Source organism: Pedobacter kyungheensis (assembly GCF_000812965.1).
Lineage (GTDB): Bacteria > Bacteroidota > Bacteroidia > Sphingobacteriales > Sphingobacteriaceae > Pedobacter > Pedobacter kyungheensis.
In genome coordinates, this window is sequence record NZ_JSYN01000031.1 from 49,365 (window position 1) to 73,054 (window position 23,690).

At 39.6% G+C, this 23,690-nt stretch carries 23 protein-coding genes; 9 read left to right on the top strand and 14 right to left on the bottom strand.

Annotated elements, in window-relative coordinates; all coding sequences use genetic code 11:
- Nucleotides 1–516: 516 nt before the first annotated feature.
- Nucleotides 517–1,842 (bottom strand): sulfatase-like hydrolase/transferase, encoded by a 1,326-nt coding sequence (locus OC25_RS22135; RefSeq protein WP_039480752.1) that lies wholly within the window; start codon nt 1,840–1,842, stop codon nt 517–519.
- A gap of 124 nt (nt 1,843–1,966) precedes the next feature.
- On the opposite strand from OC25_RS22135, the gene OC25_RS22140 reads away from it, so the two are divergent.
- On the top strand, nt 1,967–2,731 hold the full coding sequence (locus OC25_RS22140; RefSeq protein WP_209435623.1) for an MBL fold metallo-hydrolase: 765 nt from the start codon (nt 1,967–1,969) through the stop codon (nt 2,729–2,731).
- An 81-nt stretch (nt 2,732–2,812) separates the two neighbouring features.
- Here the strand turns inward: OC25_RS22140 and OC25_RS28005 are convergent, their stop codons facing one another.
- Nucleotides 2,813–3,454, bottom strand: a complete 642-nt coding sequence (locus OC25_RS28005) for a hypothetical protein (protein ID WP_156131555.1) — start codon at nt 3,452–3,454, stop codon at nt 2,813–2,815.
- A 195-nt stretch (nt 3,455–3,649) separates the two neighbouring features.
- Nucleotides 3,650–4,237: a YceI family protein gene (locus OC25_RS22150; RefSeq protein ID WP_039480763.1), complete on the bottom strand. Its 588-nt coding sequence runs from the start codon at nt 4,235–4,237 to the stop codon at nt 3,650–3,652.
- Nucleotides 4,238–4,470: 233 nt separating this feature from the next.
- On the opposite strand from OC25_RS22150, the gene OC25_RS22155 reads away from it, so the two are divergent.
- Together OC25_RS22155 and OC25_RS22160 are read left to right on the top strand one after the other, a co-directional pair.
- Nucleotides 4,471–5,049: a hypothetical protein gene (locus OC25_RS22155; RefSeq protein WP_039480767.1), complete on the top strand. Its 579-nt coding sequence runs from the start codon at nt 4,471–4,473 to the stop codon at nt 5,047–5,049.
- Between the two features lie 105 nt (nt 5,050–5,154).
- Complete coding sequence (locus OC25_RS22160; protein ID WP_039480770.1) at nt 5,155–5,517, top strand: VOC family protein; 363 nt, start codon at nt 5,155–5,157, stop codon at nt 5,515–5,517.
- A gap of 93 nt (nt 5,518–5,610) precedes the next feature.
- Here OC25_RS22160 and OC25_RS22165 read toward each other — a convergent pair whose 3' ends face one another.
- Complete coding sequence (locus tag OC25_RS22165) at nt 5,611–6,003, bottom strand: hypothetical protein (protein WP_156131556.1); 393 nt, start codon at nt 6,001–6,003, stop codon at nt 5,611–5,613.
- A 123-nt stretch (nt 6,004–6,126) separates the two neighbouring features.
- Here OC25_RS22165 and OC25_RS22170 point away from each other — a divergent pair, with 123 nt between their 5' ends.
- Nucleotides 6,127–6,582 carry a hypothetical protein gene (locus OC25_RS22170; protein ID WP_039480777.1) on the top strand — a complete coding sequence of 152 codons (456 nt, stop codon included), beginning with the start codon at nt 6,127–6,129 and terminating at the stop codon, nt 6,580–6,582.
- A gap of 180 nt (nt 6,583–6,762) precedes the next feature.
- On the opposite strand, the gene gcvP is transcribed toward OC25_RS22170, so the two are convergent.
- The 5 genes from gcvP to OC25_RS22200 form a co-directional block, all read right to left on the bottom strand.
- Nucleotides 6,763–9,639 carry an aminomethyl-transferring glycine dehydrogenase gene (gene gcvP, locus OC25_RS22175; RefSeq protein WP_039480780.1) on the bottom strand — a complete coding sequence of 959 codons (2,877 nt, stop codon included), beginning with the start codon at nt 9,637–9,639 and terminating at the stop codon, nt 6,763–6,765.
- Nucleotides 9,640–10,007: 368 nt separating this feature from the next.
- A complete protein-coding gene (locus tag OC25_RS22185) occupies nt 10,008–11,012 on the bottom strand; it encodes a hypothetical protein (protein ID WP_039480788.1) in 1,005 nt (334 codons plus the stop codon).
- 67 nt (nt 11,013–11,079) lie between these two features.
- Entirely contained in the window at nt 11,080–11,643 is a 564-nt protein-coding gene (locus tag OC25_RS22190; protein ID WP_156131557.1) for a hypothetical protein, read from the bottom strand.
- 604 nt (nt 11,644–12,247) lie between these two features.
- Nucleotides 12,248–13,138 carry an EamA family transporter gene (locus OC25_RS22195; RefSeq protein WP_039480795.1) on the bottom strand — a complete coding sequence of 297 codons (891 nt, stop codon included), beginning with the start codon at nt 13,136–13,138 and terminating at the stop codon, nt 12,248–12,250.
- 118 nt (nt 13,139–13,256) lie between these two features.
- A complete protein-coding gene (locus tag OC25_RS22200) occupies nt 13,257–13,973 on the bottom strand; it encodes a pyridoxine 5'-phosphate synthase (RefSeq protein WP_039480800.1) in 717 nt (238 codons plus the stop codon).
- An 83-nt stretch (nt 13,974–14,056) separates the two neighbouring features.
- Here OC25_RS22200 and OC25_RS22205 point away from each other — a divergent pair, with 83 nt between their 5' ends.
- The gene (locus OC25_RS22205; protein WP_039480802.1) at nt 14,057–15,697 is read left to right on the top strand and encodes an ArnT family glycosyltransferase; all 1,641 of its coding nucleotides are present in this window, start codon (nt 14,057–14,059) and stop codon (nt 15,695–15,697) included.
- A 1-nt stretch (nt 15,698) separates the two neighbouring features.
- Entirely contained in the window at nt 15,699–16,079 is a 381-nt protein-coding gene (locus OC25_RS22210; protein WP_039480806.1) for a GtrA family protein, read from the top strand.
- Nucleotides 16,080–16,397: 318 nt separating this feature from the next.
- Here the strand turns inward: OC25_RS22210 and OC25_RS28470 are convergent, their stop codons facing one another.
- A complete protein-coding gene (locus OC25_RS28470) occupies nt 16,398–16,520 on the bottom strand; it encodes a hypothetical protein (protein ID WP_262890336.1) in 123 nt (40 codons plus the stop codon).
- 139 nt (nt 16,521–16,659) lie between these two features.
- Here OC25_RS28470 and OC25_RS22215 point away from each other — a divergent pair, with 139 nt between their 5' ends.
- Nucleotides 16,660–17,160, top strand: coding sequence for a hypothetical protein (locus OC25_RS22215; RefSeq protein WP_039480809.1), 501 nt, complete (start codon nt 16,660–16,662; stop codon nt 17,158–17,160).
- Nucleotides 17,161–17,171: 11 nt separating this feature from the next.
- Nucleotides 17,172–18,140 (top strand): polysaccharide deacetylase family protein, encoded by a 969-nt coding sequence (locus tag OC25_RS22220; RefSeq protein ID WP_039480812.1) that lies wholly within the window; start codon nt 17,172–17,174, stop codon nt 18,138–18,140.
- A 133-nt stretch (nt 18,141–18,273) separates the two neighbouring features.
- Here the strand turns inward: OC25_RS22220 and OC25_RS22225 are convergent, their stop codons facing one another.
- A complete protein-coding gene (locus OC25_RS22225; protein ID WP_039480815.1) occupies nt 18,274–18,615 on the bottom strand; it encodes a DUF6370 family protein in 342 nt (113 codons plus the stop codon).
- Nucleotides 18,616–18,850: 235 nt separating this feature from the next.
- Nucleotides 18,851–20,167, bottom strand: coding sequence for an adenosylhomocysteinase (ahcY, locus tag OC25_RS22230; protein WP_039480820.1), 1,317 nt, complete (start codon nt 20,165–20,167; stop codon nt 18,851–18,853).
- 258 nt (nt 20,168–20,425) lie between these two features.
- Here ahcY and OC25_RS22235 point away from each other — a divergent pair, with 258 nt between their 5' ends.
- Nucleotides 20,426–21,403, top strand: coding sequence for a Gfo/Idh/MocA family protein (locus tag OC25_RS22235; protein WP_039480823.1), 978 nt, complete (start codon nt 20,426–20,428; stop codon nt 21,401–21,403).
- A 254-nt stretch (nt 21,404–21,657) separates the two neighbouring features.
- On the opposite strand, the gene OC25_RS22240 is transcribed toward OC25_RS22235, so the two are convergent.
- Together OC25_RS22240 and OC25_RS22245 are read right to left on the bottom strand one after the other, a co-directional pair.
- Complete coding sequence (locus tag OC25_RS22240) at nt 21,658–23,070, bottom strand: alpha-L-fucosidase (RefSeq protein ID WP_039480827.1); 1,413 nt, start codon at nt 23,068–23,070, stop codon at nt 21,658–21,660.
- Between the two features lie 175 nt (nt 23,071–23,245).
- Nucleotides 23,246–23,548, bottom strand: a complete 303-nt coding sequence (locus OC25_RS22245) for a GNAT family N-acetyltransferase (protein ID WP_039480830.1) — start codon at nt 23,546–23,548, stop codon at nt 23,246–23,248.
- Nucleotides 23,549–23,690 lie beyond the last annotated feature (142 nt).

Sequence of the window (23,690 nt, forward strand, 5' to 3'; positions counted from 1 at the left end):
TTATTCTGTTTCCGAACAGTAAATATACATTTTAATTGGATATGACGGCACGAATCCTTAGATAACGAAAGTTCTGGTGTCACAAATCTAATCTAAGGCCTTTTTGATAGCATTTCAACAAACATTATTTCCCGCTGATGAAGCAGAAAAGGATACAGATTTTAAATAACATCAATTATATCTGCGTATTAATCCCTTAAATCTGCGGGAGAAAATAGCACGCCCGTTCCCCGCTGATGACGCAGAAAGCGCAGATTTTAAATAATAGCAACTATATCTGCGCCATTTCCTTAAATCTGCGGAAGAAAATAGCACACCTATTTCCCGCTGATCACGCAGAAAGCGCAGATCTTAAACAACAAAATCATCAATTATATCTGCGTATTAATCCTTTAAATCTGCGGGAGAAAATTAGCAAATCTGTTTCCCGCTGATCACGCAGAAAGCGCAGATTTTAAATAATAGCAACTATATCTGCGCCATTTCCTTAAATCTGCGGGAGAAAATAAAACGACCTTACTTCGAGTTACCCGGATATTCCTGGTAAAGCTTCATTAAGTGTTCCTTCTGTGCTGCATATTTTGCATCATCGGCAAGATTCACCCGTTCAGCGGGATCCCACGAAAGGTTATACAACTCCGTAAGTTCCTTATTATCATTTTTGGTAATCCGCAGTTTCCAATCGCCATCCTTTACCCCTTCTAAAACGTAATTGTGGTAATAAATCGGGCGGTGCGGCTTATTGTGGTTTTTGGTCGTTAGCAAAGCAGCAATAGATTCGCCATCATAAACCCTTTGCGGAAGCTTTGTCTTGGTCCAGTCGGCCAGCGTAGGCAAAACATCCAGGTTCGAAATGGGCTTGGTCAACTGCGTATCGCTAAGGGTATGACCTTTCCAGTAAACAATAAACGGCACCCTGTGACCGGCTTCATAAGAGATTCCCTTCGATCCCCTGAAAACACCTGCCGAACCCACATGGTAAAATTTGGTAAAACCATCCTGATACATCCGCGCAGGAGCATTAATCCATGGGCCATTATCACTGGTAAAAATAAAAATCGTGTTATCGGCTTGTCCGGAAGCAACCACCTGTTTCCAGATTTGTGCCAGGCCGGCATCCATATCTTCAATTACATCGCCCAACTCGCCACCCGCCGAAGGTGTTTTACGGCTCTTTTGTGCGGCAAAGGCAACCGGTAAATGCGGCATATTTTGCGCCAGATACAGAAAAAATGGCTTTTTCGCTGCTGCATTTTTCTTAATGAAAGAAATCGATTCGCGCGTATATGAGCTCGTTAAAATGCTATCGTGCGGTTTATAAATTTCGGGCTTCGTATTTCTGAAAATTTTAATGGTAGTATCGGTTTTTACGTAAGGCGCCCGGTAATCGTGACTATACAGCAGACCGTAAAATTCATCGAAACCTTTTTTGTTTGGCAACGAAACACCATGATCTCCCAGATGCCATTTACCTACCAATGCTGTTGCGTAGCCTGATTGTTTAAGCATTTGTGCAATCGTAATTTCATCTTCAGGTATCCCTGCCTTCTCACCCGGACCTATTGGCCTTGGTAAATCCATCCGGCTGCAATACCTGCCCGTAAGCAACGATGCTCTCGATGGGGTACAGGTTGGCGAGGTGGTTACAAAATTCGTTGCTTTGATTCCTTTTGCTGCCATCCCATCTAAAAATGGCGTCTTAATTAGCGGGCTTCCATAACAGGAAATATCGGCATAACCCATATCATCGGCCAACACAATGATTACATTAGGACGTTGCTGCGCACTCAGGCGGGTAGAAAAACTAAAAGCTAATAAAAGAAATAAAACGCGAATGTTCATAAAGGATAATTTCCCCGAAATTTAGCAATGATATTTTACAAAAAAAGGAAGTATCCAAGCTTTTACTAAAACAAATACTGTTATTTAGATTGTTACCTTTGCAGAAACATTAAAGATTTAAATTTTGCAAGTCCACACCCTATACGAAGGAACCTATTCGGTTGATGCCACAAAGAAATTTGTTCCTTTCGATCCAGCCATACACCATTTTAAAGACAGACCCGCTTCGCTGTTTATCAACGTACAACCTTTTTTGGTTGAGCTCAAAAACGACCTGATTCTTTTCGATACCGGTTTAGGTTTTAGCGACGATCATGGCGAATTGATTTTACATAAAAATATCCGGAATGCAGGTTTCGATCCTACCGATGTAACCAAGGTTTTAATGTCGCACTTACATTACGATCACTCTGGTGGTATGATTCATCAGTTAGGCAACAAAACCGAACTGAGTTTCCCCGATGCTGAACATATTATTAACCGTGGCGAATGGGAAACCGCCTTTAGCAGTACATCCACTTCGTATCATGCCGATATTTTCGAATTTGTACAACGCAATGCCCAGTTAACATTTGTGGAGGGCGATGGAGCTATTGATGAAACCATTGCTTACGAATTTACCGGTGCACACTGCCCTAACCATCAGGTTTTCCTTTTAACAGAAGGCAAACAAAAGGTATTTTTTGGTGGCGATGTTTTGCCAGAGCCTGAAGAACTGATTAAAAATTTTATTGCCAAATATGATTTCGATGGTAGAAAGGCTATGGAACTACGCAAAGCATACGGTAAAAGAGCAGCAGCCGAAAACTGGGAATGTTTATTTTACCACGGTAAAAGTGTGGCTACCGGCTTTGTAGATGAAATTGATGGTGGGTTTAAAATAAGGTAGATTTTCTAATTTTTAACCGCAAAGTACGCAAAGAGAAGGCGCAAAGGGCGCGGAATGTCATATTCGGGATCCCCATTGCCGTCATTCTGGCGCAGGCCAGAATCTCTTTTTTACCACCGAGCCCACAAAGAAAGGCACAGAGCGAACAGAGCAATTTTTAAAATATTCCGTGTTTTCCCTGCATCCGTGGCCAACGCAGATCGTCATTCTGGCGCAGGCCAGAATCTCTTTTTTAACCACAGAGCCCGCAAAGAAAAGCACAGCGCGAACAGGGCAATTTTTAAAATATTCCGTGTTTTCCCTGCATCCGTGGCCAAAGCAGATCGTCATTCTGGCGCAGGCCAGAATCTCTTTTTTAACCACAGAGCCCGCAAAGAAAAGCACTGAGCGAACAGAGCAATATTTAAAACATTCCGTGTTTTCCGTGCATCCGTGGCCAAAGCAGGCCGTCATTCTGGCGCAGGCCAGAATCTCTTTTTTTAACCACCGAGCACACAAAGAAAGACACAAAGCACACAAACTAATAATCTCCGTGCTCTCTGTGTAAAACTCAGTGCCCTCTGTGGTAAAAGTTAACAACATTTTAACCACAAAGCTACTCCAACCGTCATTCTGGCGCAGGCCAAAATCTTTTTTTTTTAACCACAGAGCCCACAGAGAAAAGCACTGAGCGAACAGAGCAATATTTAAAACATTCCGTGTTTTCCGTGCATCCGTGGCCAAACCAGGTCGTCATTCTGGCGCAGGCCAGAATCTCTTTTTTACCACCGAGCACACAAAGCACACAATCTAATCTCCGTGCTCTCTGTGTAAAACTCAGTGCCCTCTGTGGTAAAAGTTAGCACAACTAAAAAAGCCCCGGCAAACTGCCAGGGCTTTTAGCTTTTCAAGCCCTCCCATTCAGTGGAGGGATGGGGATTATTTTTTAGCTACTAATTTCACAGCTAATTCAAACTCATCGTTAATCGCTTTATCACCAATGCTATCGAAGAATGATTTAGAACCATATTTGATATCATATTTAGTTCTGTCAACTACAATTTTACCAGCTAAAGCAGAAACAGTACCATCAGCATTAACCGTTACAGTTGCAGGGAAGCTTAGTGGTTTAGTAATACCTTTAATAGTTAAGTTACCTGATACAGTTACGTTAGCACCGCTACCCGCTACTTTAGTAATTACGAAAGTAGAAGTTGGGAATTTAGCCACACCGAAGAAATCGTCAGCTTTTAAGTGACCTTCTAATTTAGCGCTACCATCAGCATCTTTGATTGAGTTCATATCGATGGTGAAAGTACCACCAGTTACACTTTTACCATTAACAGCAAGTGAACCTGATTGTAAAGCGATTGTTCCGTTGTGAGAACCGGTTACTTTTTTACCAACCCAAGTAATGGTCGATTTTGCTGCATCTACAGTATAAGTAACTGGTTTAGCAGGGTTTTTAAAAGCTGATAAAGCAACAACTGCTACTAATAAAAAGATTGAAGAGATTTTTAATTTCATTTTCTGGTTTTTTAATTTGATACAAATATAGATCAAGCTTTTAGCTGTTGTTATTGACCTATGTTAAGTTTTTCAAAAATAATCGGTTTTATTTAAAATCATTCTATTGACTGCAGATTTATAATAAAGGTTTAATTTGTTTACTTTTTAATGTGAATTAAATATTTATTCGACTTAATCATACCAGGAACATTAATTTTATGGAATAACACTATCTTTCACATCTTAAAGACATGAAAAAAATAACGATTCTCCTCATGTTGGCTACCATGTTTAATCTGGCAGCTTCGGCCCAAAACATTTCAAGTAAAGAAAAACAATTTTTGACCTGGTTTTTCACCAAAAAACTTCAAATCAAAGACAAAGAGATATTTTATGTTGACAAAAACTCAGAAGGTATTGTTCAGGAACTAAAGAAATCTCTAGATAAAGATACTTTAAAGGGCTATAAGTATAACCATCTGATAAATGAACTAATCTACACTAAAAACGAGAAAAAAGCTGTACTTCGTGCAATTGAGAAAATAAAAACGCAAACACTTCCAGATCATATCCTACCTTTTGCGAAAGCCATTACCAATGATAGCTTAAGCCAGATTTTTAATGGTAAAGGCTGGGATAACGCCTATAAAAAAGGACTTCATGGGTATTATCAATTCCACAAACCTATTTTTTTCAGAAATGGCACTTTTTGCATTTTTCAATATGGTTACAGATGTGGCAATTTATGCGGTGAGGGAAACACCTGTATTTATAAAAAAACGGATAAAGGTTGGGAAGAATTTATCCAGTTTGAAAATTGGGTAAGTTAACCCAGTCCATCCTTAGTCACTTTTAGCTATATTTATCTTTGCACCGACATCAATTGCAGGAGGCAAACTATACAGCAATAAACACATTTAATAAGAAGTAAAGAGATGAACCACAAAGCAACATCCATCCGCCCCTTTATTGGTGCAAAAGATTTTGAAATATCAAGAAGCTTTTACCGCGACCTGGGTTTCGAAGAAACTACGCTGGGTCCACAAATGTCTGTCTTTAAAACTGGTAACCTGGCTTTTTACCTCCAGAACGCTTATGTAAAAGACTGGATCGATAACACCATGATTTTTATGGAGGTTGACGATGCAGACCGTTATTATACCGAATTGCTTGCCCTCGATTTACCCGGCAAATATAAAAACGTAAAACTTACACCTGTCCGTCACGAAGATTGGGGCAGTGAGTGTTTCCTTCACGATCCATCGGGAATTTTATGGCACTTCGGGGCGTTTAAGTAGAAAACGAACAGTGCTCAGTGCGCCAATACCCCATCTTTGCCCTCAAGTGGTTTACCTGAACGTAACTGCTCTAAGGCTGAAGCTTCAAATTCTTTATAATTGAAACGATTCTCTTCTTGTTGATCTGACATAATTCCTGTGTTTAAAGTTATTAATTTTCCTTTTGACACAGTTTATTGAATAGACCCAACTAAAACCAGCACCTGCAAGCATAAACCTAGCACCTGCAAGCATAAACCTAGCACCTGCAAGCATAAAACCAACACCTGCAAGCATAAACCTAGCACCTGCAAGCATAAAACTAGCACCTGCAAGCATAAAACTAGTACCTGCAAGCATAAACCTAGCACCTGCAAGCATAAACCTAGCACCTGCAAGCATAAAACCAGCATCTGCAAGCATAAAACCAGCACCTGCAAGCATAAAACCAGTACCTGCAAGCATAAAACTAACACCTGCAAGCACTGCACAAAGCACTTTAAGCAAATCTTGTCCCCCTTTTGAAGGGGGCAGGGGGATGACCTAACCACTATCTCCCAACTATCATGCATTAACTACACAGCCTATTACATTAAACCCTATATTTAAACCAAATCAATAACGCTAGAAATGAAGAATAAAATTTATGCCGCACTGTGTTTAACCACTTTGCTTTTTACCGCCACTAGCTGTAATGTTAACAGTAGCTACATCAACCGCGAAGAAGATAAAAAAGACGCAGAGAAAGTGGCTGATCAGTTTTACGAATTGCTTCAGAAAAAGGACTTTCAAAAAGTAGATCCACTATTGAGCACAAAATTCAAAGCTGCAACCAGCGCCGAAAAATTAAACGATTATTTAAACGGAGCCTTAAATAAGTTAGGCGAAATTAAAAGCGAAAAGCTCGATCACTGGGAATCGAAGGTGGTAAAAGGTACCAATCCATCTGCAAATTACGTGCTTTACTACGTGGTAGAAAGAACAAAATACCAATCAAAAGAAACGGTTACATTAACTGCAGAAAACGACCAGATCAAAATACAAGGCTACAACGTAAATTCGGATGGCTTGCTGCTAGATAAATAACATTCCTGTTTTACAGGCATAAAAAAAAGCAGGTTTTATGAAGTAAATCCATAAAACCTGCTAACATATCTAATGAGATTGCCTGCCTTGTAGCAGACAGGCTTCATCGCCTGAAAAACCTCCCCGCAATAACGGGCAATTGTTTTTGGCTATGGCAAGGAAAACCCTAAACCCTAAACCTTAAGGCACAATCTCTTCCAAATAGCTCTCAACCGGCGGACAAGCACAGATTAATGATCTATCGCCATGGCTATCGTTAACACGACCAACCGAAGGCCAGAACTTACGCTCTAACACATAAGGCAGCGGGAACGCAGCAGTTTGACGGCTATAAGCATGCTCCCACTCATTTGCAGTAATTACCGAAACCGTGTGAGGTGCATTTTTAAGCGGGTTATCTGTTTTATCTAAAGTACCGTTTTCTACCTGGGTAATTTCATTTCTGATAGCAATTAAGGCATCACAGAAACGGTCTAACTCATGTTTAGGTTCCGATTCTGTAGGCTCAACCATTAAAGTACCCGCAACCGGGAACGAAACCGTTGGTGCATGGAAACCATAATCCATTAAACGTTTGGCAATATCAGTTACTTCGATACCGAAAGCTTTGAAAGCACGGCAATCTAAAATCATTTCGTGTGCACAACGACCCTGAGCACCTGAATAAAGTACCGGGAAGTGTTGCTCTAAACGCGCTTTCATGTAGTTGGCGTTTAAAATCGCATATTTAGTTGCATTGGTTAAACCTTCAGCACCCATCATGGCAATATAAGCATGAGAAATGATCAGAATCGATGCTGATCCCCAAGGTGCAGATGAAACCGCAGAAATAGATTTTCCTTTATCGATATCCACTACAGCGTGACCAGGAAGGTAAGGAATCAGGTGTTTAGCCACACCAATTGGGCCCATACCAGGACCTCCACCACCGTGAGGGATACAGAAAGTTTTATGTAAGTTTAAGTGACAAACATCGGCACCAATATTAGCCGGGCTGGTTAAACCAACCTGAGCGTTCATATTTGCACCATCCATGTAAACCTGTCCGCCGTTAGCGTGAATGGTTTCGCAGATTTCGATGATACTTTCTTCAAACACCCCGTGCGTTGATGGATAAGTTACCATTAAACACGAAAGGTTATCTTTATGCAGTTCTGCTTTAGCTTTTAAATCTTCTACATCGATGTTACCGTTTTCTAACGATTTAACCACCACAATCTTCATATCGGCCATCGCCGCAGAAGCAGGGTTGGTACCGTGTGCCGAAGCCGGGATTAAAGCCACATTACGGTGGAAATCGCCTCTATCATGGTGATAAGCGCGGATAACCATTAAACCGGCATACTCGCCTTGCGCACCTGCATTAGGTTGCAAACTCATGGCAGCAAAACCGGTAATTTCGCTTAACCATTTATCCAGTTCATTGAAAACTGAATAATAACCCAATACCTGATCTGCCGGGGCAAAAGGGTGAATGCGACCAAAGTGAGACCAGGTAACCGGAATCATTTCGGCAGTTGCATTTAATTTCATGGTACAGCTACCCAAAGCAATCATCGAGTGGCAAAGCGATAAATCTTTTGCCTCTAAAGATTTAATGTAACGCAACATCTCGTGCTCTGAGTGGTGTGCGTTAAAGATAGGGTGTGTTAAATAAGCCGAAGTACGTTGTAAAGCTTCAGGGATTACTGTTTCTACATTTTCAACCACTTCTACCTGATCGCCTGCAAAGCCTTTAGCCCTTGCAAAGATTTTGGCAATTAAAGTAATATCTTCAAAAGTAGTCGTTTCATCAACCGAAATGGTAACTGTGTTACCTACATAGTTCAGGTTGATTTCGTTATCCAGGCAGTAAGCATGAATACCACCTTTTAAATCGCCTAAATCAAAACGAATCGTATCGAAATAAGCTGAATTTAACTGCTCGTAACCTAAATTTTTCAAGGTAGTAGCCAAACTGATCGCTAAACCATGTGTACGCTCAGCAATGGCTTTTAAGCCTTTCGGACCGTGATATGCAGCATAGAAACCAGCCATAATTGCCAGTAATGCCTGTGCAGTACAAATATTTGAAGTTGCTTTATCTCTGCGGATGTGTTGCTCGCGGGTTTGCAAAGCCATACGCAAAGCGTAATCGCCATGGCTATCGATGGTTACACCAATAATACGGCCCGGGATTGAACGTTTATATTCTTCTTTAGTAGCAAAAAATGCAGCATGCGGACCACCAAAACCCATCGGAATACCGAAACGTTGTGTAGTACCTACCACAATATCAGCACCCCACTCGCCCGGAGGCGTTAATAAGGTTAAGCTTAAAATATCGGCAGCAACCGTTAATTTAATATTTAAGTTATGTAATTCAGCAGCAAAGTTTTTGTAATCGAAAACCTCACCGTTACCAGCAGGATACTGCACAATAGCACCAAAGAAATCTTCGGTAGCTACGAAATCCAAATGACTGCCAATTACCAGCTCAATGCCATAAGGATTGGCACGTGTTTTTAAAATATCGATGGTTTGGGCAAAAAGCAATTCAGAAACAAAAAATTTCTTAGCCGCCTGATTTTTACGCGTACTGTACTGCATAAACATTGCTTCAGCTGCAGCTGTACCTTCATCTAATAACGATGCATTGGCAATTTCCATTCCGGTTAAATCGATAACCATGGTTTGGAAATTTAATAAAGCCTGTAAACGGCCCTGTGCAATCTCTGCCTGATATGGCGTATATTGGGTATACCATCCTGGGTTTTCGAATACGTTACGTAAAATTACACCCGGAGTAATGGTATCATAATAACCTTGACCGATAAAGCTTTTGAAAACTTTATTCAACAATGAAGTTTGTTTTAAAGCACCAAGATATTCAGTTTCTGACTTTGCTGCCGGCAAATTTAACGGTTGTTTTAACCTAATTGCCGTCGGAACAGTTTGTTCAATCAGCTCATCAATAGAATTAACGCCAACAGTGTGCAACATTTCGGCTGTATCAGCCTCATTAGGAGCAATATGGCGATTTTGAAAATCTTCCTTGTAATGGATATTTAAGCTCATGCGGTATGAATAATAAATTTGCGTGCAAAGGTAACAAAAACGCAGCTTTATTTCGCTATATATCAGTGTAAAAAAGGCATCTTATTCAAGTTAAAAGCTACAAAAACAGTAGATTTTATGCATGAGCCAAAAGACAAACGTTTGTCCTTTTTAAGCAAATGGGATATTAGTTTGGAAAGCACGGGCAGTACTGAAATTTAAATTTGTTCCCGTTATCCGCTGCAATCTTTTACCTAAACCTTATAGGTGCTAACTTTCAACAGTAACATTTAAACCTATAAGGTTTGTAAAAGGATTTCCGCTGCTACCGGGTTTAAAAACGAAGCAACAGCAAGAAACCATGATTGCAGAGTTACTTTATCAGTCCGCTATTTTTCGCGATAGAAATAAATTCTATTCCCAATATATCCTAAATTGTTACGGTGCACAGATTTCAGATCTTCAACCAGCTGATTGGTTTCTTTAATATCGCCAAAGTGTATCACCGGTCTTATATATTTTCGTAAAACATCGTCAAAAACCATCGATACCACTGCACGTAGTTCGGAGTTTTGGTTTGGCAGCTTGTCGCTGTAAAAAGTTTCTTCACAAGCATCAAATGGGGTAATCAACTTCACACGAGCCCATTCCCCACCATAATCTACATAGCCGGGGTTATTTATTGATTGTTCCGGCCAGGATCCATCGTTAAACAAATAGTTTTTAAACAGTACAAAGGCAACTTTAATTTCAATTAATCTTCCACTGAAAATTCCATTTGTAAAACTTTTTTTTGCTATAAAAAAACTATCCAGCTCTTTATTTAAACTATTCTGAATGGTTCTCTTAAACATCCCTCCTCTGCCAACATTAAATTCGATATAATTAACCTTGGCTAAGCTGTCTTTTGAAATTTTTCCAGCTTTGATTTTGGCTTTAATTACATCATTGAGGTCTTTTGAAAATTTCTCATACCCTTCTCTAGGCCGCGGGGGATCTGCCATAGAAATAAATTCATAAACCGTGTCTGGATGGAAATACTTAACATAAACCAAAGCACTATCTAAGTAATCATCAAAGAAAACACCTCCCTCTAATCTAAGCGATTTTTGTCCTTTTAAAGACTTATTCAGTTGAATATTGAGCAAGGCTATTTTAGTTTCCGGTAACATTTGGTTAATGTCACTTATCAGCTCATATCTATTAATGTTTTTATTCGATTGTATCTTAAAAGAGCTCTCTAAATTCCTGACATTAGTACCAGCCAAACATTTTTCGAGTAAATTTTTAACTTTCACCAAAGTAGGATCAAGCCGGTTATCATCATAAAAGGATTGTCCAAAAGCTGAATATAATATTCCGGACAACAATAATAGCAGAATGGCTTTTTTCATCTCATTGAGCCAGATTATTATACAGTACTTACTTGGATTATTCTTGCTTTAAGCTTTAGTCTTTCCCCTACTGTTGCACTTTCCAGCCTTCATCTTTACTCAGTTTTAGTTTATAGGTCTTGGTAATGAAGTTGCTGTTCTTATTTGCGTCTTTATCAAAAGGCTCAAAATCGGTAGTTACCATTTTTAAAGATACCGTAACCTTGGCCGTGCTCGAGTTTACCTGCGAGAAATCGACCGGTTTCTCATCTGCCAATACATATTCTACCACTTTAACAGTAGCTTTATCGCGGTCTTGTTTCAATACCAGCGGACTTGCTTTGTCGGTTAGCGTAATCTGGTAAACAAAGCTGCTATCCTTTGAAAGGAATTTCTTTTTGGCTGTTTTTAAATCGAGTGTTACCAGCCCTTTGCTGGCCAGCGTTTTATATTTTCCCAGCTCAAACATATCGTTGGTGCTGTTGAACTTGATTTCACCAAAGTTAAAGCGTGTGGTTTTATACTCGGGATTTGCTTTCAGGTAATCGGTAATTACTTCGCCTGCTTCTTCCTGATTTATGGTGGTTTTGGTTTTACAAGCCGTAAAGCCAACAATAAGGAATGATAAAATATAAATAGTAAGTTTTTTCATAGTAAACGCGTTAAGCTTTTTAAAGGTATTTATTTTTAATTTAACCGCAAAGCATGCAAACGTAATTACCTCTTTAAGGTTTAAACCACGAAGTCGCAAAGTACACTAAGCAATAAGGCTGATACGGCCTCGGATTCTGGTTAAAAAAGAGAGATTCTGGCATACGGCAGAATGACGACTAGAATAGCTTTTCGATCAAAAACTTTGCTAAATTTTACCACCGAGGGCACCGAGCTTTACACAGAGAGCATGAAGGCATATTGCTCTGTGAGCGCTGTGCTTTTCTTTGTGTACTTTTTGGTAAAAAAACTGCAATATTCTAGCCACGGAGGCACGGAAAACGCGCACAAATAGCTTTGTGCACTCTGTTCCTACCTTTGTGTGCTTTGTGGTTAAAAACAGAGTTTCTGGCATGCGCCAGAATGACGGCTTATTGATTTTGCACGCTCTGCCCCTTGCTCTATGCACTCTGTGCCTACCTCTGTGTGCTTTGTGGTTAAAAAAGGAACTGGCAAACGCCAGAATGACGACCAAGATAACTTTGCCAGCTTTGCGCCGACCCTCTGCGTACTTTGCGGTTAAACGGTAAACGGTTAAACCGAGCTTATCTCCGTTTTAAAAACTTCAGGTTAGGCAAAATCATTGCCGAAAGAATAACCACTACTCCAACCCACCTTAAAAACGAAACCTGCTCCTGCAGCACGAAACCCGCCATCATTACCGCTACAGGTAATTCGGCCGCACTTAAAATTGAACTTAATGCTGTACCAATTCTGGGCACGCCCTCTGCAAAACATAAAGGTGGAATTACCGTTCCAAAAACAGAAATAATCAAACCCCATTTAAGTAAGCTCCCACCTAGTGCGCCGTTAAATAAAAATGCCGGCGGAAAGAGTATAAAGATGAGAATACAAGCTCCCGTAATCATCAGGGCACTTTTCTTCAGCACCGGATATTCGTTACCAATCCTGCCGCTTAGCAATAAGAAACCCGCGTAAGATACCGCAGCCAGTAAGCCAAAACCAATTCCTTTTAAGCTCATATCACTAATTCGCGTTTCTACCATACCACTCGCCAGTACTGTTCCGCCTAAAACCAAAACTATAGCCAGCAACTGTAAACCAGTAGGTTTCTTCTTAAAAAACACGAGCTCCATTAAAATGCTCATCCAGATAAACTGCATTAGCAATACAATGGCTACCGAATTGGGTACAAGCTTAACTGATTGATAGTAAAAAACACTTACTAATCCGGTACAAGTACCCGCCAATACCATTTTCCACCATGGGGTAAGTAAAACTTTTTCTTTTGCCTTATATTTTGAAGAGCGGCTTTGAAAGAAAAACAATACCCATAAAATTACAGCGCCTAAAAAGGCCTGTGCACCGGTTACATCGCCAAGGGTATAACCTTCGTGGTAAGCCAGTTTAACAAATGTAGAGAGTATGCCAAAACTGCAGGCACCGAAAAAAACAAGGAGGATTCCTTTTAACATTTATAAAGTATCAGGTATTTAGTATCAGGTACAACTGGCTTGCTAAGCCTGCCTATTAAACAAACTAATTTTAACAATAGTTATAGCTTTAAGCTTTTTGCTTTAGTCTTTCTGCTTTTTAAGCAAGTTGCTGCAAATATTTCTGGATAGTAGTTTCCAAACCTAAATAAAGTGCATCGCTAATTAACGCATGGCCTATAGAAACCTCTAGCAAACCCGGAATACTCTGCGCAAAATAGTGCAGGTTATGTAAATCCAGATCGTGACCGGCGTTAATGCCCAAACCCAATTTATTGGCATGGTGCGCCGCAGCAATATAATTCACTACAGCCTTTTCGCGGTCGGCAAAATAGTTATGTGCGTAAGCCTCAGTGTAAAGTTCAATGCGGTCCGTTCCGGTTTCTACCGCACCTTCTACCATTTCCACAACCGGATCAACAAAAATAGAAACCCTGATGCCAGCCTTTTGAAAAACAGCAACCATTTCTTTCAGGTAATCTTTGTGCTTAATCGTATCCCAGCCATGGTTAGAGGTAATCTGTCCTTCAGCATCAGGCACCAAAGTAACCTGTGCAGGTTGATTGGCCAAAACCAGGTCTACAAATTTATCTTCGCGGCAATTGCCTTCAATGTTAAACTCTGTTGCAATAACAGCTTTTAAATCGTAAACATCCTGGTAACGGATATGTCTTTCGTCCGGACGCGGGTGAACAGTAATTCCCTGCGCACCGAAACGTTCGCAATCTAATGCAACCTTAACCAGATCAGGATTATTACCGCCGCGGCTGTTGCGTAGTGTAGCAATTTTATTGATGTTAACCGATAACTTTGTCATAAAACAAAGATAGCGCTTTGCCTTTGTTAATCTTAAACCTTGAAAAAATTTGACTTTTTTTTGCTCATATTTGCTTCTGGTAAATGAATATAAAGGACACGACATTATATAAGCTCCTCATTGCACTGATTGTACTGATGAGCACCTTTGCCCTTTTCGGTGGTATTATGGAACCCGATTCGGCACTCTACGCTTCTATTGCCAAAAACATGGTGCTTAGAAACGATTGGGTTAACATTTATGTTCGCGGGGTAGACTGGCTCGATAAACCCCACCTAACCTTCTGGCTCGCTGCAGTTTCTTTTAAAATATTTGGCATCAATGCTTTTGCCTATAAACTCCCCTCCTTCTTATTTGGCTTATGGGGTGCCTGGCATTTGTACAAACTGGCGAAGGATATCTACAGCGAAAAAACCGGGCTCATTTCTGCCCTTATTTTTTTAAGTGCACTCCATATTCTCATCTCAACATTCGATGTGCGTGCCGAGGTTTACATTACCACTTTTACCCTGGCAGCCATTTATCATTATTACAAAGCACATCAAAATACTTTCTGGCATATTGTAGCAGGTTCATTTTTTGCCGCTTGTGCCATCATGATTAAAGGCATATTTGTTTTAATTCCCGTTTTCGGTGGTTTTATCATTTACTGGTTCTTAACCAAACAATTTAAGCAATTACTAAAACTGAAATGGTGGCTTGCCATCGTGCTCATCTTTGTTTTTATTATCCCCGAGCTTTATACCTTATATGTACAATTCGATTTGCATCCTGAAAAACTGGTATTCGGCAAAACCAATGTTTCGGGTTTAAAGTTTTTCTTTTGGGATAGCCAGTTCGGCCGCTTCTTTAACAACGGCCCCATTAAAGGCAAAGGCGACATTTCTTTCTTTCTACATACCACACTCTGGGCATTTTTACCCTGGTCGATATTGTTCTACACTGCAATTGTTAACCTGTTAAAAAAACAAAACCGCAAAGATTTACCTGCAGAAAGCATCATGATCTGGACGAGTGCTGCAATAACTTTCCTTTTATTTTCCCTTTCGAAATTCCAGTTGCCGCATTATATTTTAATCATTCTGCCCCAATTTGCCATCATCACAGCTTTGTATATTCAGAAACTTGAAGGCAAAAATTTGAAGATATTTTTAACGGTGCAGCATATACTGGCGATACTGATTGCCTTAATCCTTAGCCTCGTTGCTATCGCTTTTGGTTTTAAAAACAATTACCTGGCCATCGCCAGCTTAGTTGTGGTACTGATTGTTTCTTTCTTTGCATTTAAAGGAATTAAGCCCGAAACCCTTTTAGTACGAAGCACTTTTATTTCGGTAAACCTCATGTTGTTCCTCTCAGTATTTTTCTATCCATCAGTTTTAAAATATGAATCGGGTATGGAAGCAGGCAATTGGCTAAAAGAAAATCATCCCAATGCCAAAGCATCAGTTTTGATGTACCCTGATGCGTATTCCTTTGATTTTTATGCCCAGGGAGAGCCCAAATACTTTTGGACTTATGAAGAGCTAGATAAGTTTAGGGGCGATGAAAACCTGGTGATTTATACTCCTGAATCGGAACTGCCCAGACTAAAAAAAGATTATGCTGCCGAGGTGTTAAAATCGTTCGAATACTATCACATCACCAAGCTTACACCCAAATTTATCAATGCCAAAACGCGTCCTCAGCTATTAGAACATTTTTACCTGGTTAAATTGCATTAAAATGGATTTATTCTTCCGCATTATAAAGTTTGGATTGACTGGCCTGCTCGGAATGGCGATCGATTTCGGTGCTACATGGCTTTTCAAAGAAAAGATAAAGGTAAACAAGTATGTGGCCAATGCCATTGGTTTTACACTCGCGGTAACCAATAATTACCTCATTAACCGGATATGGACTTTTGAGAGTACCAACAGCCACTGGGGAACCGAGTTTAGCAAATTTTTAGTGGTTAGCCTAATTGGCTTAGGCCTCAATACCATTATCATTTACCTTTTCCATCAACGCAAAAACGGCACTAATTTTTATGTAGCCAAGTTTTTCGCCATCGTTATTGTATTTGTATGGAATTTCCTGGCAAATATGTTGTTTACGTTTAGATAACGCGGAGCATTTTACCATCAAGGTCATTAAGTGAATATATTTCTTGAATAAAAGCTTAAATAACTTATCGGGTTCATTTTTCACCATATAAGAAACATAAGGCAATTAAGTATTATGGCCCTTAAATGGGCTTATAGGATTTATATTTTACCATATAAGAAACATCAGATAAATAAACTTATATACTCTTAAATGGCTTATATGGTTAAGATTTAATAAAAACATCTGCCGGAGAGATCCTGAAACGAGTTCAGGATGACGACTTGGTATGCAACCAGAACGGCCTAATGAACAAATGACTAGTGAACCAATAAATCTTTAAGTCACATTTTTGCCGATAAAGTAAAACACCACGAGCCAGATCAACCCTTTAATCAGGAAGAACAGAAAGCCTACAAGGCCTACCCTTTTGAACCATAATTTTACTTTTTCTTTGTTCATTACTGTTTTGGTAAAGATAACAGATTTGAGCTAAATTAGAAAGATTTTAAATAAGGATTAAACAATTAGGGCAAAAGCGCCTGTAGTTTTACATTCTAACGAAAATTGATTAGCTTCAAAGCACATTTAACCTTTCAATATGAAAAAAATCATCATCCTCTTACTGGTGTTGGCCACAGGTAAAATCTTTGCCCACGAACAAAAAACAGTAAATCAAGCTGAAATACTTTCAAAAATAGCTGTAACCACTATTGATACGGCGAAAAAAATGAGCAGTCAGGACTGGAAAAACGTAGAAAACGAGCTCAAAAAAGCCTTACCTAAAAGCCTGGTAAAAACCATGATGAAACAGCTAAAATCGGCTGAAGCCATAGGCAAATCGGGCAATGCCAGCGATCAGCGTGCCATAGCCAACCTGATTGCAAAAGGTATGGCCGATCATGCCGACGAACTGGATTACGAATTGGAGAAAAAAGAAATTATCGACGATTATAAGAATGGCGATTACGATTCTGCTGCCGAAAAAAGAGAAGCCAGAAAAGAAATGAAAGCAGATTTAAAGGAACTTAAAAAAGATTACAAGGAAAGCCTGAAAGAAAAAAAGAAAGAGAAGAAAGTGGCTAATACCCAATTTATTTAAGTTTTTTAGTCATGCTAAAATTTAAAGCGCTTTTCATATTCGTACTGTTAAGCACCTGCCTTTATGCTCAAAAATTTGAATCGCTAAGCAGGTACAAGGTAAATTATGCTTTAGCCAAAGATGCAACAGCACAATGGCTTGCTATAAGAAGTTTTACAGCTGAAGGAGAAAAGTATCTGCTGTTGGTTAATCCACAAACACTAGATACTAAGGTTGATATTGCCAATAACTATACCACAAGCAGCCTGAAATGGCCCAATGTACTGGCTATTTTCAAAAATACAGCCTATGTTAAAGCATTAGAAGCCGCAGCCGCCAAAGATGTTCAGTTACAAAATGCCGGTATTGATCATGCTTTTCCGAATGAAAAGGGAATTACATTAACCATCGACCTCTGCCCTTCGCACAAAGCTTTAGACCGCATTATCTTTCAATCGGTTTTCGATGAATTTAAAAAGATTGAACAACCTGCCCCATTAGCCATTTCGGTTTCGGGCAAATGGATGCTAAAGCATGAGGATGATTTAAACTGGCTAAAAAGCCTGGTTGCACAAAAAGAGCTGAACATTACCTGGGTTAACCATTCTTACAACCACGAAGTAAACCAATTACCCCTGACCGAAAACTTTTTGCTGGCCCCTGGAACAAATCTGGATGTTGAGGTTTTGGAAAATGAGAAACTGATGCTCAAAAACGATTTAACCCCATCGGTATTTTTCCGCTTTCCGGGTTTGGTTTCGGATAAAGGAATTGTAGATAAAATTGAAACCTATGGTTTAATTCCAATAGGTAGTGATGCCTGGCTGGCCAAAGGTCAGCAACCCAATGCCGGCAGTATTGTATTGATTCATGGCAATGGAAACGAAGAGATCGGCGTGAAAGATTTTATCCAACTGTTAAAAACAAGACAAGCAGATGTAAACCACAAACAATGGCTGTTATTTGATTTAAGGCAGGGACTGGAAAAGGAATTTGAGTAATCGCATTTTTAACCGCAAAGTACGCTAAGATGAGACGCAAAGATCACGAAGATTAAAACAGGTAAAGCATACAGATTATTTGCAACCTACTCAGCGCTGCTTTGCGAAAACTTTGCGCTCTTTGCGGTAAAACCTAATTCTTAACAGGCAACAACTTTATTTCTTTTGCTTTAAAGCGGTTATTTACAATTTCGCCGGTTACTTCTGCTTTGCTTACGGCATTACAAAAACCATGCTCGCCGTGCGCATCACCGAAATCATCTATATTTTTACCATCAACAAAATAGGGCTTACCATCTATTTTCACAGCCAGTTCGCAATCTTTACCTTTCATTTTAAACTGGCATTCGCCACAGGCAATATCAACAGTTTGTTTGGTAATAACTTTTGCGGCAACAGCTTTTTTAGGTGCGGTTTGGGCATTTGCAGTTAAGCTAACCAGGCCGATAAAAATAGCAAGGAATAGTTTTTTCATGAGTTACTTTTTTTCAAATGTAGGTTTTTAGCGGCAAAAGAATTAGTGTTTAGTGTAAAAAACTGATGGGCAAGATTCCTTGAAGAGAATTGAAATATGTTTTCAAAACAAGTAAACACACCCCGTCCTTCGGACACCCCTCTGATAGAGGGGAACAAAAAAAGGGACATGCAATTTGCACATCCCTTTATATAATTAGTTTTAAGCCAACTGATAGCTGAAAACTGCAAATTGACTAGTAACGATACTCGTCTGATTTAAACGGACCTTCAACCGGTACACCGATATAATCAGCCTGGTGTTGATCTAAAACATCTAATTCTACACCAATTTTTTCTAAGTGTAAACGGGCAACTTTCTCATCTAAATACTTAGGTAAAACATAAACTTTGTTTTCGTATTTATCTGTGTTAGTCCAAAGCTCAATCTGAGCCAAAGTTTGGTTGGTAAACGAGTTACTCATTACAAAACTTGGGTGACCAGTTGCGCAACCTAAGTTAACCAAACGACCTTCGGCCAATAAAATGATATCTTTACCTTCGATGGTATATTTATCTACCTGAGGTTTGATTTCTACTTTAGTTGAACCATAGTTTGCGTTTAACCAGGCAACATCGATTTCGTTATCGAAGTGACCAATGTTACAAACAATAGCTTTATCTTTCATGGTTAAGAAGTGCTCGCCACGAACGATATCGCGGTTACCAGTTGTAGTTACAATGATATCAGCTTCTTTAACTGCGTTAGCGAATTTCTTAACTTCATAACCTTCCATAGCCGCTTGTAAAGCACAAATTGGATCGATTTCAGTAACAATTACACGTACACCTTGCGAGCTTAAAGACTCAGCAGAACCTTTACCCACATCGCCATAACCGCAAACTACAGCTACTTTACCAGCCATCATTACATCAGTTGCACGACGGATCGCATCAACCAATGATTCGCGACAACCATATTTGTTATCGAATTTAGATTTGGTTACCGAATCGTTAACGTTAATTGCAGGTAAGTGCAATGTTCCGTTTTTCATACGCTCGTATAAACGGTGTACACCAGTAGTAGTTTCTTCTGATAAACCTTTGATCGCTGCAATCAGCTCAGGGTATTTATCAAAAACCATGTTGGTTAAATCGCCACCATCATCTAAAATCATGTTTAACGGCTGTTGCTCCGGACCGAAGTGTAAAGTTTGTTCAATACACCAGTCGAACTCTTGCTCGTTTAAGCCTTTCCACGCGTAAACCTGAATACCGGCAGCAGCAATTGCCGCAGCAGCATGGTCTTGTGTAGAAAAAATATTGCATGATGACCAGGTAACTTCTGCACCCAGGGCCACTAAAGTTTCGATTAATACAGCCGTTTGGATGGTCATGTGCAGACATCCTGCAATGCGCGCACCTTTTAACGGTTGTGTTGGACCGAATTCTTTACGTAAACTCATTAAACCTGGCATTTCTGCTTCGGCTAATTCTATTTCTTTACGGCCCCATTCTGCCAGTGAAATGTCCTTAACTTTGTAAGGGATGTAAGCTGTCTCTACTGATGACATAATTTTCTTTTTAATTAATTGATAACCAATTTTTTAACCGAATCTCAAAATACAATGCAAACTATTGGCAAACCTATTCTGATTATCAGCGTACAAAAGTAAGTAATTTTGATGTGAATAGTAAACGCATATCACTTTACAACTTGGAGTTAGCTGAATTATACAGAACAATTACTTTTCTGCAAATAATTTCGAAACTGGTTTTAAAAACTAATCACCGATTGCTAACTTACCGGCCAAACCAAATGTTTTGCTTTTATGAATGAAATTAAATGGGGGATTATTGGCTGTGGCGATGTAACGGAGGTTAAAAGCGGGCCTGCATTTAATAAAGTACCCAATTCATCTTTAGTGGCGGTAATGCGCAGAGATGCGGTAAAAGCTGCCGACTATGCCCAACGGCATGGCGTACCGAAATGGTATAGCGATGCTTCAGCGCTGATTAACGATCCTGAAGTAAATGCCATTTATATTGCCACACCGCCTCTGCAGCACGAAGCTTACACCATCGAAGCCCTTGCTGCCGGCAAACCCGTGTATGTAGAAAAGCCGATGGCTCTAAATGCTGCTGCTGCGCAACGTATGGTAAATGCAGCAAACAATTATGGGGTTAAACTTAGTGTAGCGCATTACCGCCGCGAACAGCCCTTATTTTTGAAAGTAAAATCATTGATTGATAAGCATGCAATCGGCGATATCCGCTTTGTTGATTTGCACATGCTGCAACCACAAAAAAGCAAGGTAATAGCCAAAACGGATTACAACTGGCGCATGGATCCGAATATTGGTGGTGGCGGTCTTTTTCACGATTTGGCGCCCCATCAGCTGGATTTGATGCTGTACTTCTTCGGAGAAATGAATAGTTTTAACGGCATTGCACTTAACCAATCGAAACAACAAGCTGTTGATGATTTGGTAACCGGCCGTATCTTATTCGAAAATGGAGTAGTGTTTAACGGCACCTGGTGCTTTTCAGTTGCAGAAGGGCAACAAATGGATGTTTGTCATATTTATGGTTCTAAGGGCAAAATCAGTTTCCCGATGTTTGGCCACCAGATTAAACTTACACGAAATGGCATAGAAGAACAGTTTGATTTTTTACCGCTTGCCCATGTAGAACAACCGATGATTGAAAAGGTAGTGGCTTATTTCCTGGATAAAAGCAAAAACCCCTGCAGCGGAGAGGAGGCTTTAAAAACCATGGAGCTACTGGATGGCTTCACCTCAAATTTTTAATTATTTATAACTAATAATCAACTACTTACAACAAAACAGATAGCTTTTTGAAAATATTTCAAAAAAACTAAAACAAAACTTTAAGCTGTTTGTCTATTATTTAGTTTGTTTGGTTTAAGCTTTATACGATGGATGTTGTATACTGCAAAATAATTTCAGCCTCATAGAAATATGGGGCTTTCTCATTTAATAACCTGGCAACAAATTTCTTTGCAACCAGTATATCAACCAGTCGCAAAGAAATTCAAATTATTTTATCTTCTTTCATTAAAAACCTGAAATTCGGCAATTGAAGCAGTTTCTTTTGCATGTTCGATGCGGATACGCACCTTGCTGGTCCAAATGCGATCGAAACGGTGAATTTTGATCTTCTCGGCATTTTTAGCATCGGTAATTTTTTTCCACTCCACACCATTCCAGTATTCAAGCACATAATCATCTATATTGGCTTTTTGCTCCGCAATTACCACCATATTTACAGGTTGCTCGTTTTTGAAATCGATTTCAAACCAAGGTTTGGCAACCGAGCTGTTCGAAGTCCACGAAGTGCGGTAACTATCATCATTGGCAAAATCCATAATATTCATATCATCGCTCCAGCTGGCATTTGCAGCCTTATTGATGGCTATGTTACTCGAAATGATCGGTAAATCAAGCGCCGGCAATTTAGCTGTAGCCCCTTCATTCTTCCATAGTTTACCTACTTCTTTTAACGATTCTAATGCATTATCATCGATTAATCCATCGCGGTTTGGTGCAACATTGAGAATAAAATTACAGCTGGCTTCATTTAAAGGTTTAATCAGTGTTTCTACAATTTCGTTTGGCTTCCGCACCGGTACAGTAGGGAAATCTGTTTTCCAGAACCACGAGGTATTAATTGGTAAACAGGCTAAAGCAGGCATTACTTTGTTTTCTTTGTGCATCCGCTGACCGGCACCCATTTCATAAGTTTTAATATCGGTATAGTATAAACCTTCAGCAGGGTATTTGGCGCCATTCAAATCCATCACCAGGCAATCGGGCTGTAAGGTTTTAATCAAAGTATAAATATCCTCAAAAGGAACATCGTCATAGGAAATCCGCGACCATGGCGCGTCCCAGCCATCAATAATTAAAGCTTCAATTTTACCGTATTTGGTTAGTAATTCGGTAATTTGTTGCTTAATCATATCGATATGCTTGGGCGTAATCTGGTTTGGTCTGAGTTTATGGTGCGTATCCAGAATAGAGTAATACAGCATTACTTTTAAACCATTGGCACGAAAAGCATCGGTAAACTGTTTTACTACATCTTTGCCATAAGGACTATTCATTACATTATAATCGGTGCTTTTGGTATCCCAGATACAGAAACCACTATGGTGCTTGGTGGTTAAACAACCGTAACTCATATTGGCCGATTTTGCAGCCTTAGCCCATTGGCTGGCATCGAGTTTTTTAGGATTAAACAATTTTGGCGAGGCATCAGGATCGGGCCAATCGGCATTGGCATAGGTAGGAATGTTGTAGTGAATAAACATGCCAAAACGCAGATCGACAAATTGCTGCTGCAACTGGTTAAGGTGTTTGGCAGCTTCTGCATTTTTAAGCTGTGCTTTCACCAATGGCGAAATCAAGATAAATAGCGCTACTAAAACGTTTTTCTTAAAGGATACTAGTTTCATTTTTTGAGTAAGGGTAATTATAAATAGTTGGGTTGTTTTGGTTTTAAGGACTGGAGTGTTTTAATTAAAACATTTCAGTTTAGCTAGGCCCCAGACGGAACTATTAGCCAGAGAATATTCGGTCAGATTAACGGCTGGCACTAATCTGACTGAATAACAATGCAAGCGGGAAATACTAATTTTCGTTTTTCTTATTCCAGATATCGTGATACAATTCTTCGTGTCTTCTGAATTGTAAATGCACATAAGGGCATAAAGGGATCACCATTAGTTTATTTTCCCTTACGTAAGCAACCATTGCCTCCAGCAGGAGTTTAGCATATCCCATGCCTTCGCGATCGGGCTCTACTTCGGTGTGGTAAACAGTTAAGTCGCTGCCCTGGATGTCAAAAACCATTTCGCCGGCTTTACCTTTTTCATCAAATATTTCGAATGCACTTGGTCCTTCTTGCTGAAGGTTTAATTTTACTTCTGCCATGATTTCTTTATCGGTTTTGGGTGAATTGCTACGATGTAAACCTTAAAATAGTGCAGACATTCGTCTGTTTTGCACCAATTTTATTGATAGCCGAAAGATAAGCAATAGAAATGAGCTCTATTCATTTTTACCGGATTAAACT

Coding starts and splice junctions, on each gene's coding strand:
- OC25_RS22135 (WP_039480752.1), bottom strand. CDS start 1,842: ATGAACATTCGCGTTTTATTTCTTTTATTAGCTTTTAGTTTTTCTACC.
- OC25_RS22150 (WP_039480763.1), bottom strand. CDS start 4,237: ATGAAATTAAAAATCTCTTCAATCTTTTTATTAGTAGCAGTTGTTGCT.
- OC25_RS22155 (WP_039480767.1), top strand. CDS start 4,471: ATGAAAAAAATAACGATTCTCCTCATGTTGGCTACCATGTTTAATCTG.
- OC25_RS22160 (WP_039480770.1), top strand. CDS start 5,155: ATGAACCACAAAGCAACATCCATCCGCCCCTTTATTGGTGCAAAAGAT.
- OC25_RS22170 (WP_039480777.1), top strand. CDS start 6,127: ATGAAGAATAAAATTTATGCCGCACTGTGTTTAACCACTTTGCTTTTT.
- gcvP (WP_039480780.1), bottom strand. CDS start 9,639: ATGAGCTTAAATATCCATTACAAGGAAGATTTTCAAAATCGCCATATT.
- OC25_RS22185 (WP_039480788.1), bottom strand. CDS start 11,012: ATGAAAAAAGCCATTCTGCTATTATTGTTGTCCGGAATATTATATTCA.
- OC25_RS22190 (WP_156131557.1), bottom strand. CDS start 11,643: ATGAAAAAACTTACTATTTATATTTTATCATTCCTTATTGTTGGCTTT.
- OC25_RS22195 (WP_039480795.1), bottom strand. CDS start 13,138: ATGTTAAAAGGAATCCTCCTTGTTTTTTTCGGTGCCTGCAGTTTTGGC.
- OC25_RS22200 (WP_039480800.1), bottom strand. CDS start 13,973: ATGACAAAGTTATCGGTTAACATCAATAAAATTGCTACACTACGCAAC.
- OC25_RS22205 (WP_039480802.1), top strand. CDS start 14,057: ATGAATATAAAGGACACGACATTATATAAGCTCCTCATTGCACTGATT.
- OC25_RS22210 (WP_039480806.1), top strand. CDS start 15,699: ATGGATTTATTCTTCCGCATTATAAAGTTTGGATTGACTGGCCTGCTC.
- OC25_RS28470 (WP_262890336.1), bottom strand. CDS start 16,520: ATGAACAAAGAAAAAGTAAAATTATGGTTCAAAAGGGTAGGCCTTGTA.
- OC25_RS22215 (WP_039480809.1), top strand. CDS start 16,660: ATGAAAAAAATCATCATCCTCTTACTGGTGTTGGCCACAGGTAAAATC.
- OC25_RS22220 (WP_039480812.1), top strand. CDS start 17,172: ATGCTAAAATTTAAAGCGCTTTTCATATTCGTACTGTTAAGCACCTGC.
- OC25_RS22225 (WP_039480815.1), bottom strand. CDS start 18,615: ATGAAAAAACTATTCCTTGCTATTTTTATCGGCCTGGTTAGCTTAACT.
- ahcY (WP_039480820.1), bottom strand. CDS start 20,167: ATGTCATCAGTAGAGACAGCTTACATCCCTTACAAAGTTAAGGACATT.
- OC25_RS22235 (WP_039480823.1), top strand. CDS start 20,426: ATGAATGAAATTAAATGGGGGATTATTGGCTGTGGCGATGTAACGGAG.
- OC25_RS22240 (WP_039480827.1), bottom strand. CDS start 23,070: ATGAAACTAGTATCCTTTAAGAAAAACGTTTTAGTAGCGCTATTTATC.
- OC25_RS22245 (WP_039480830.1), bottom strand. CDS start 23,548: ATGGCAGAAGTAAAATTAAACCTTCAGCAAGAAGGACCAAGTGCATTC.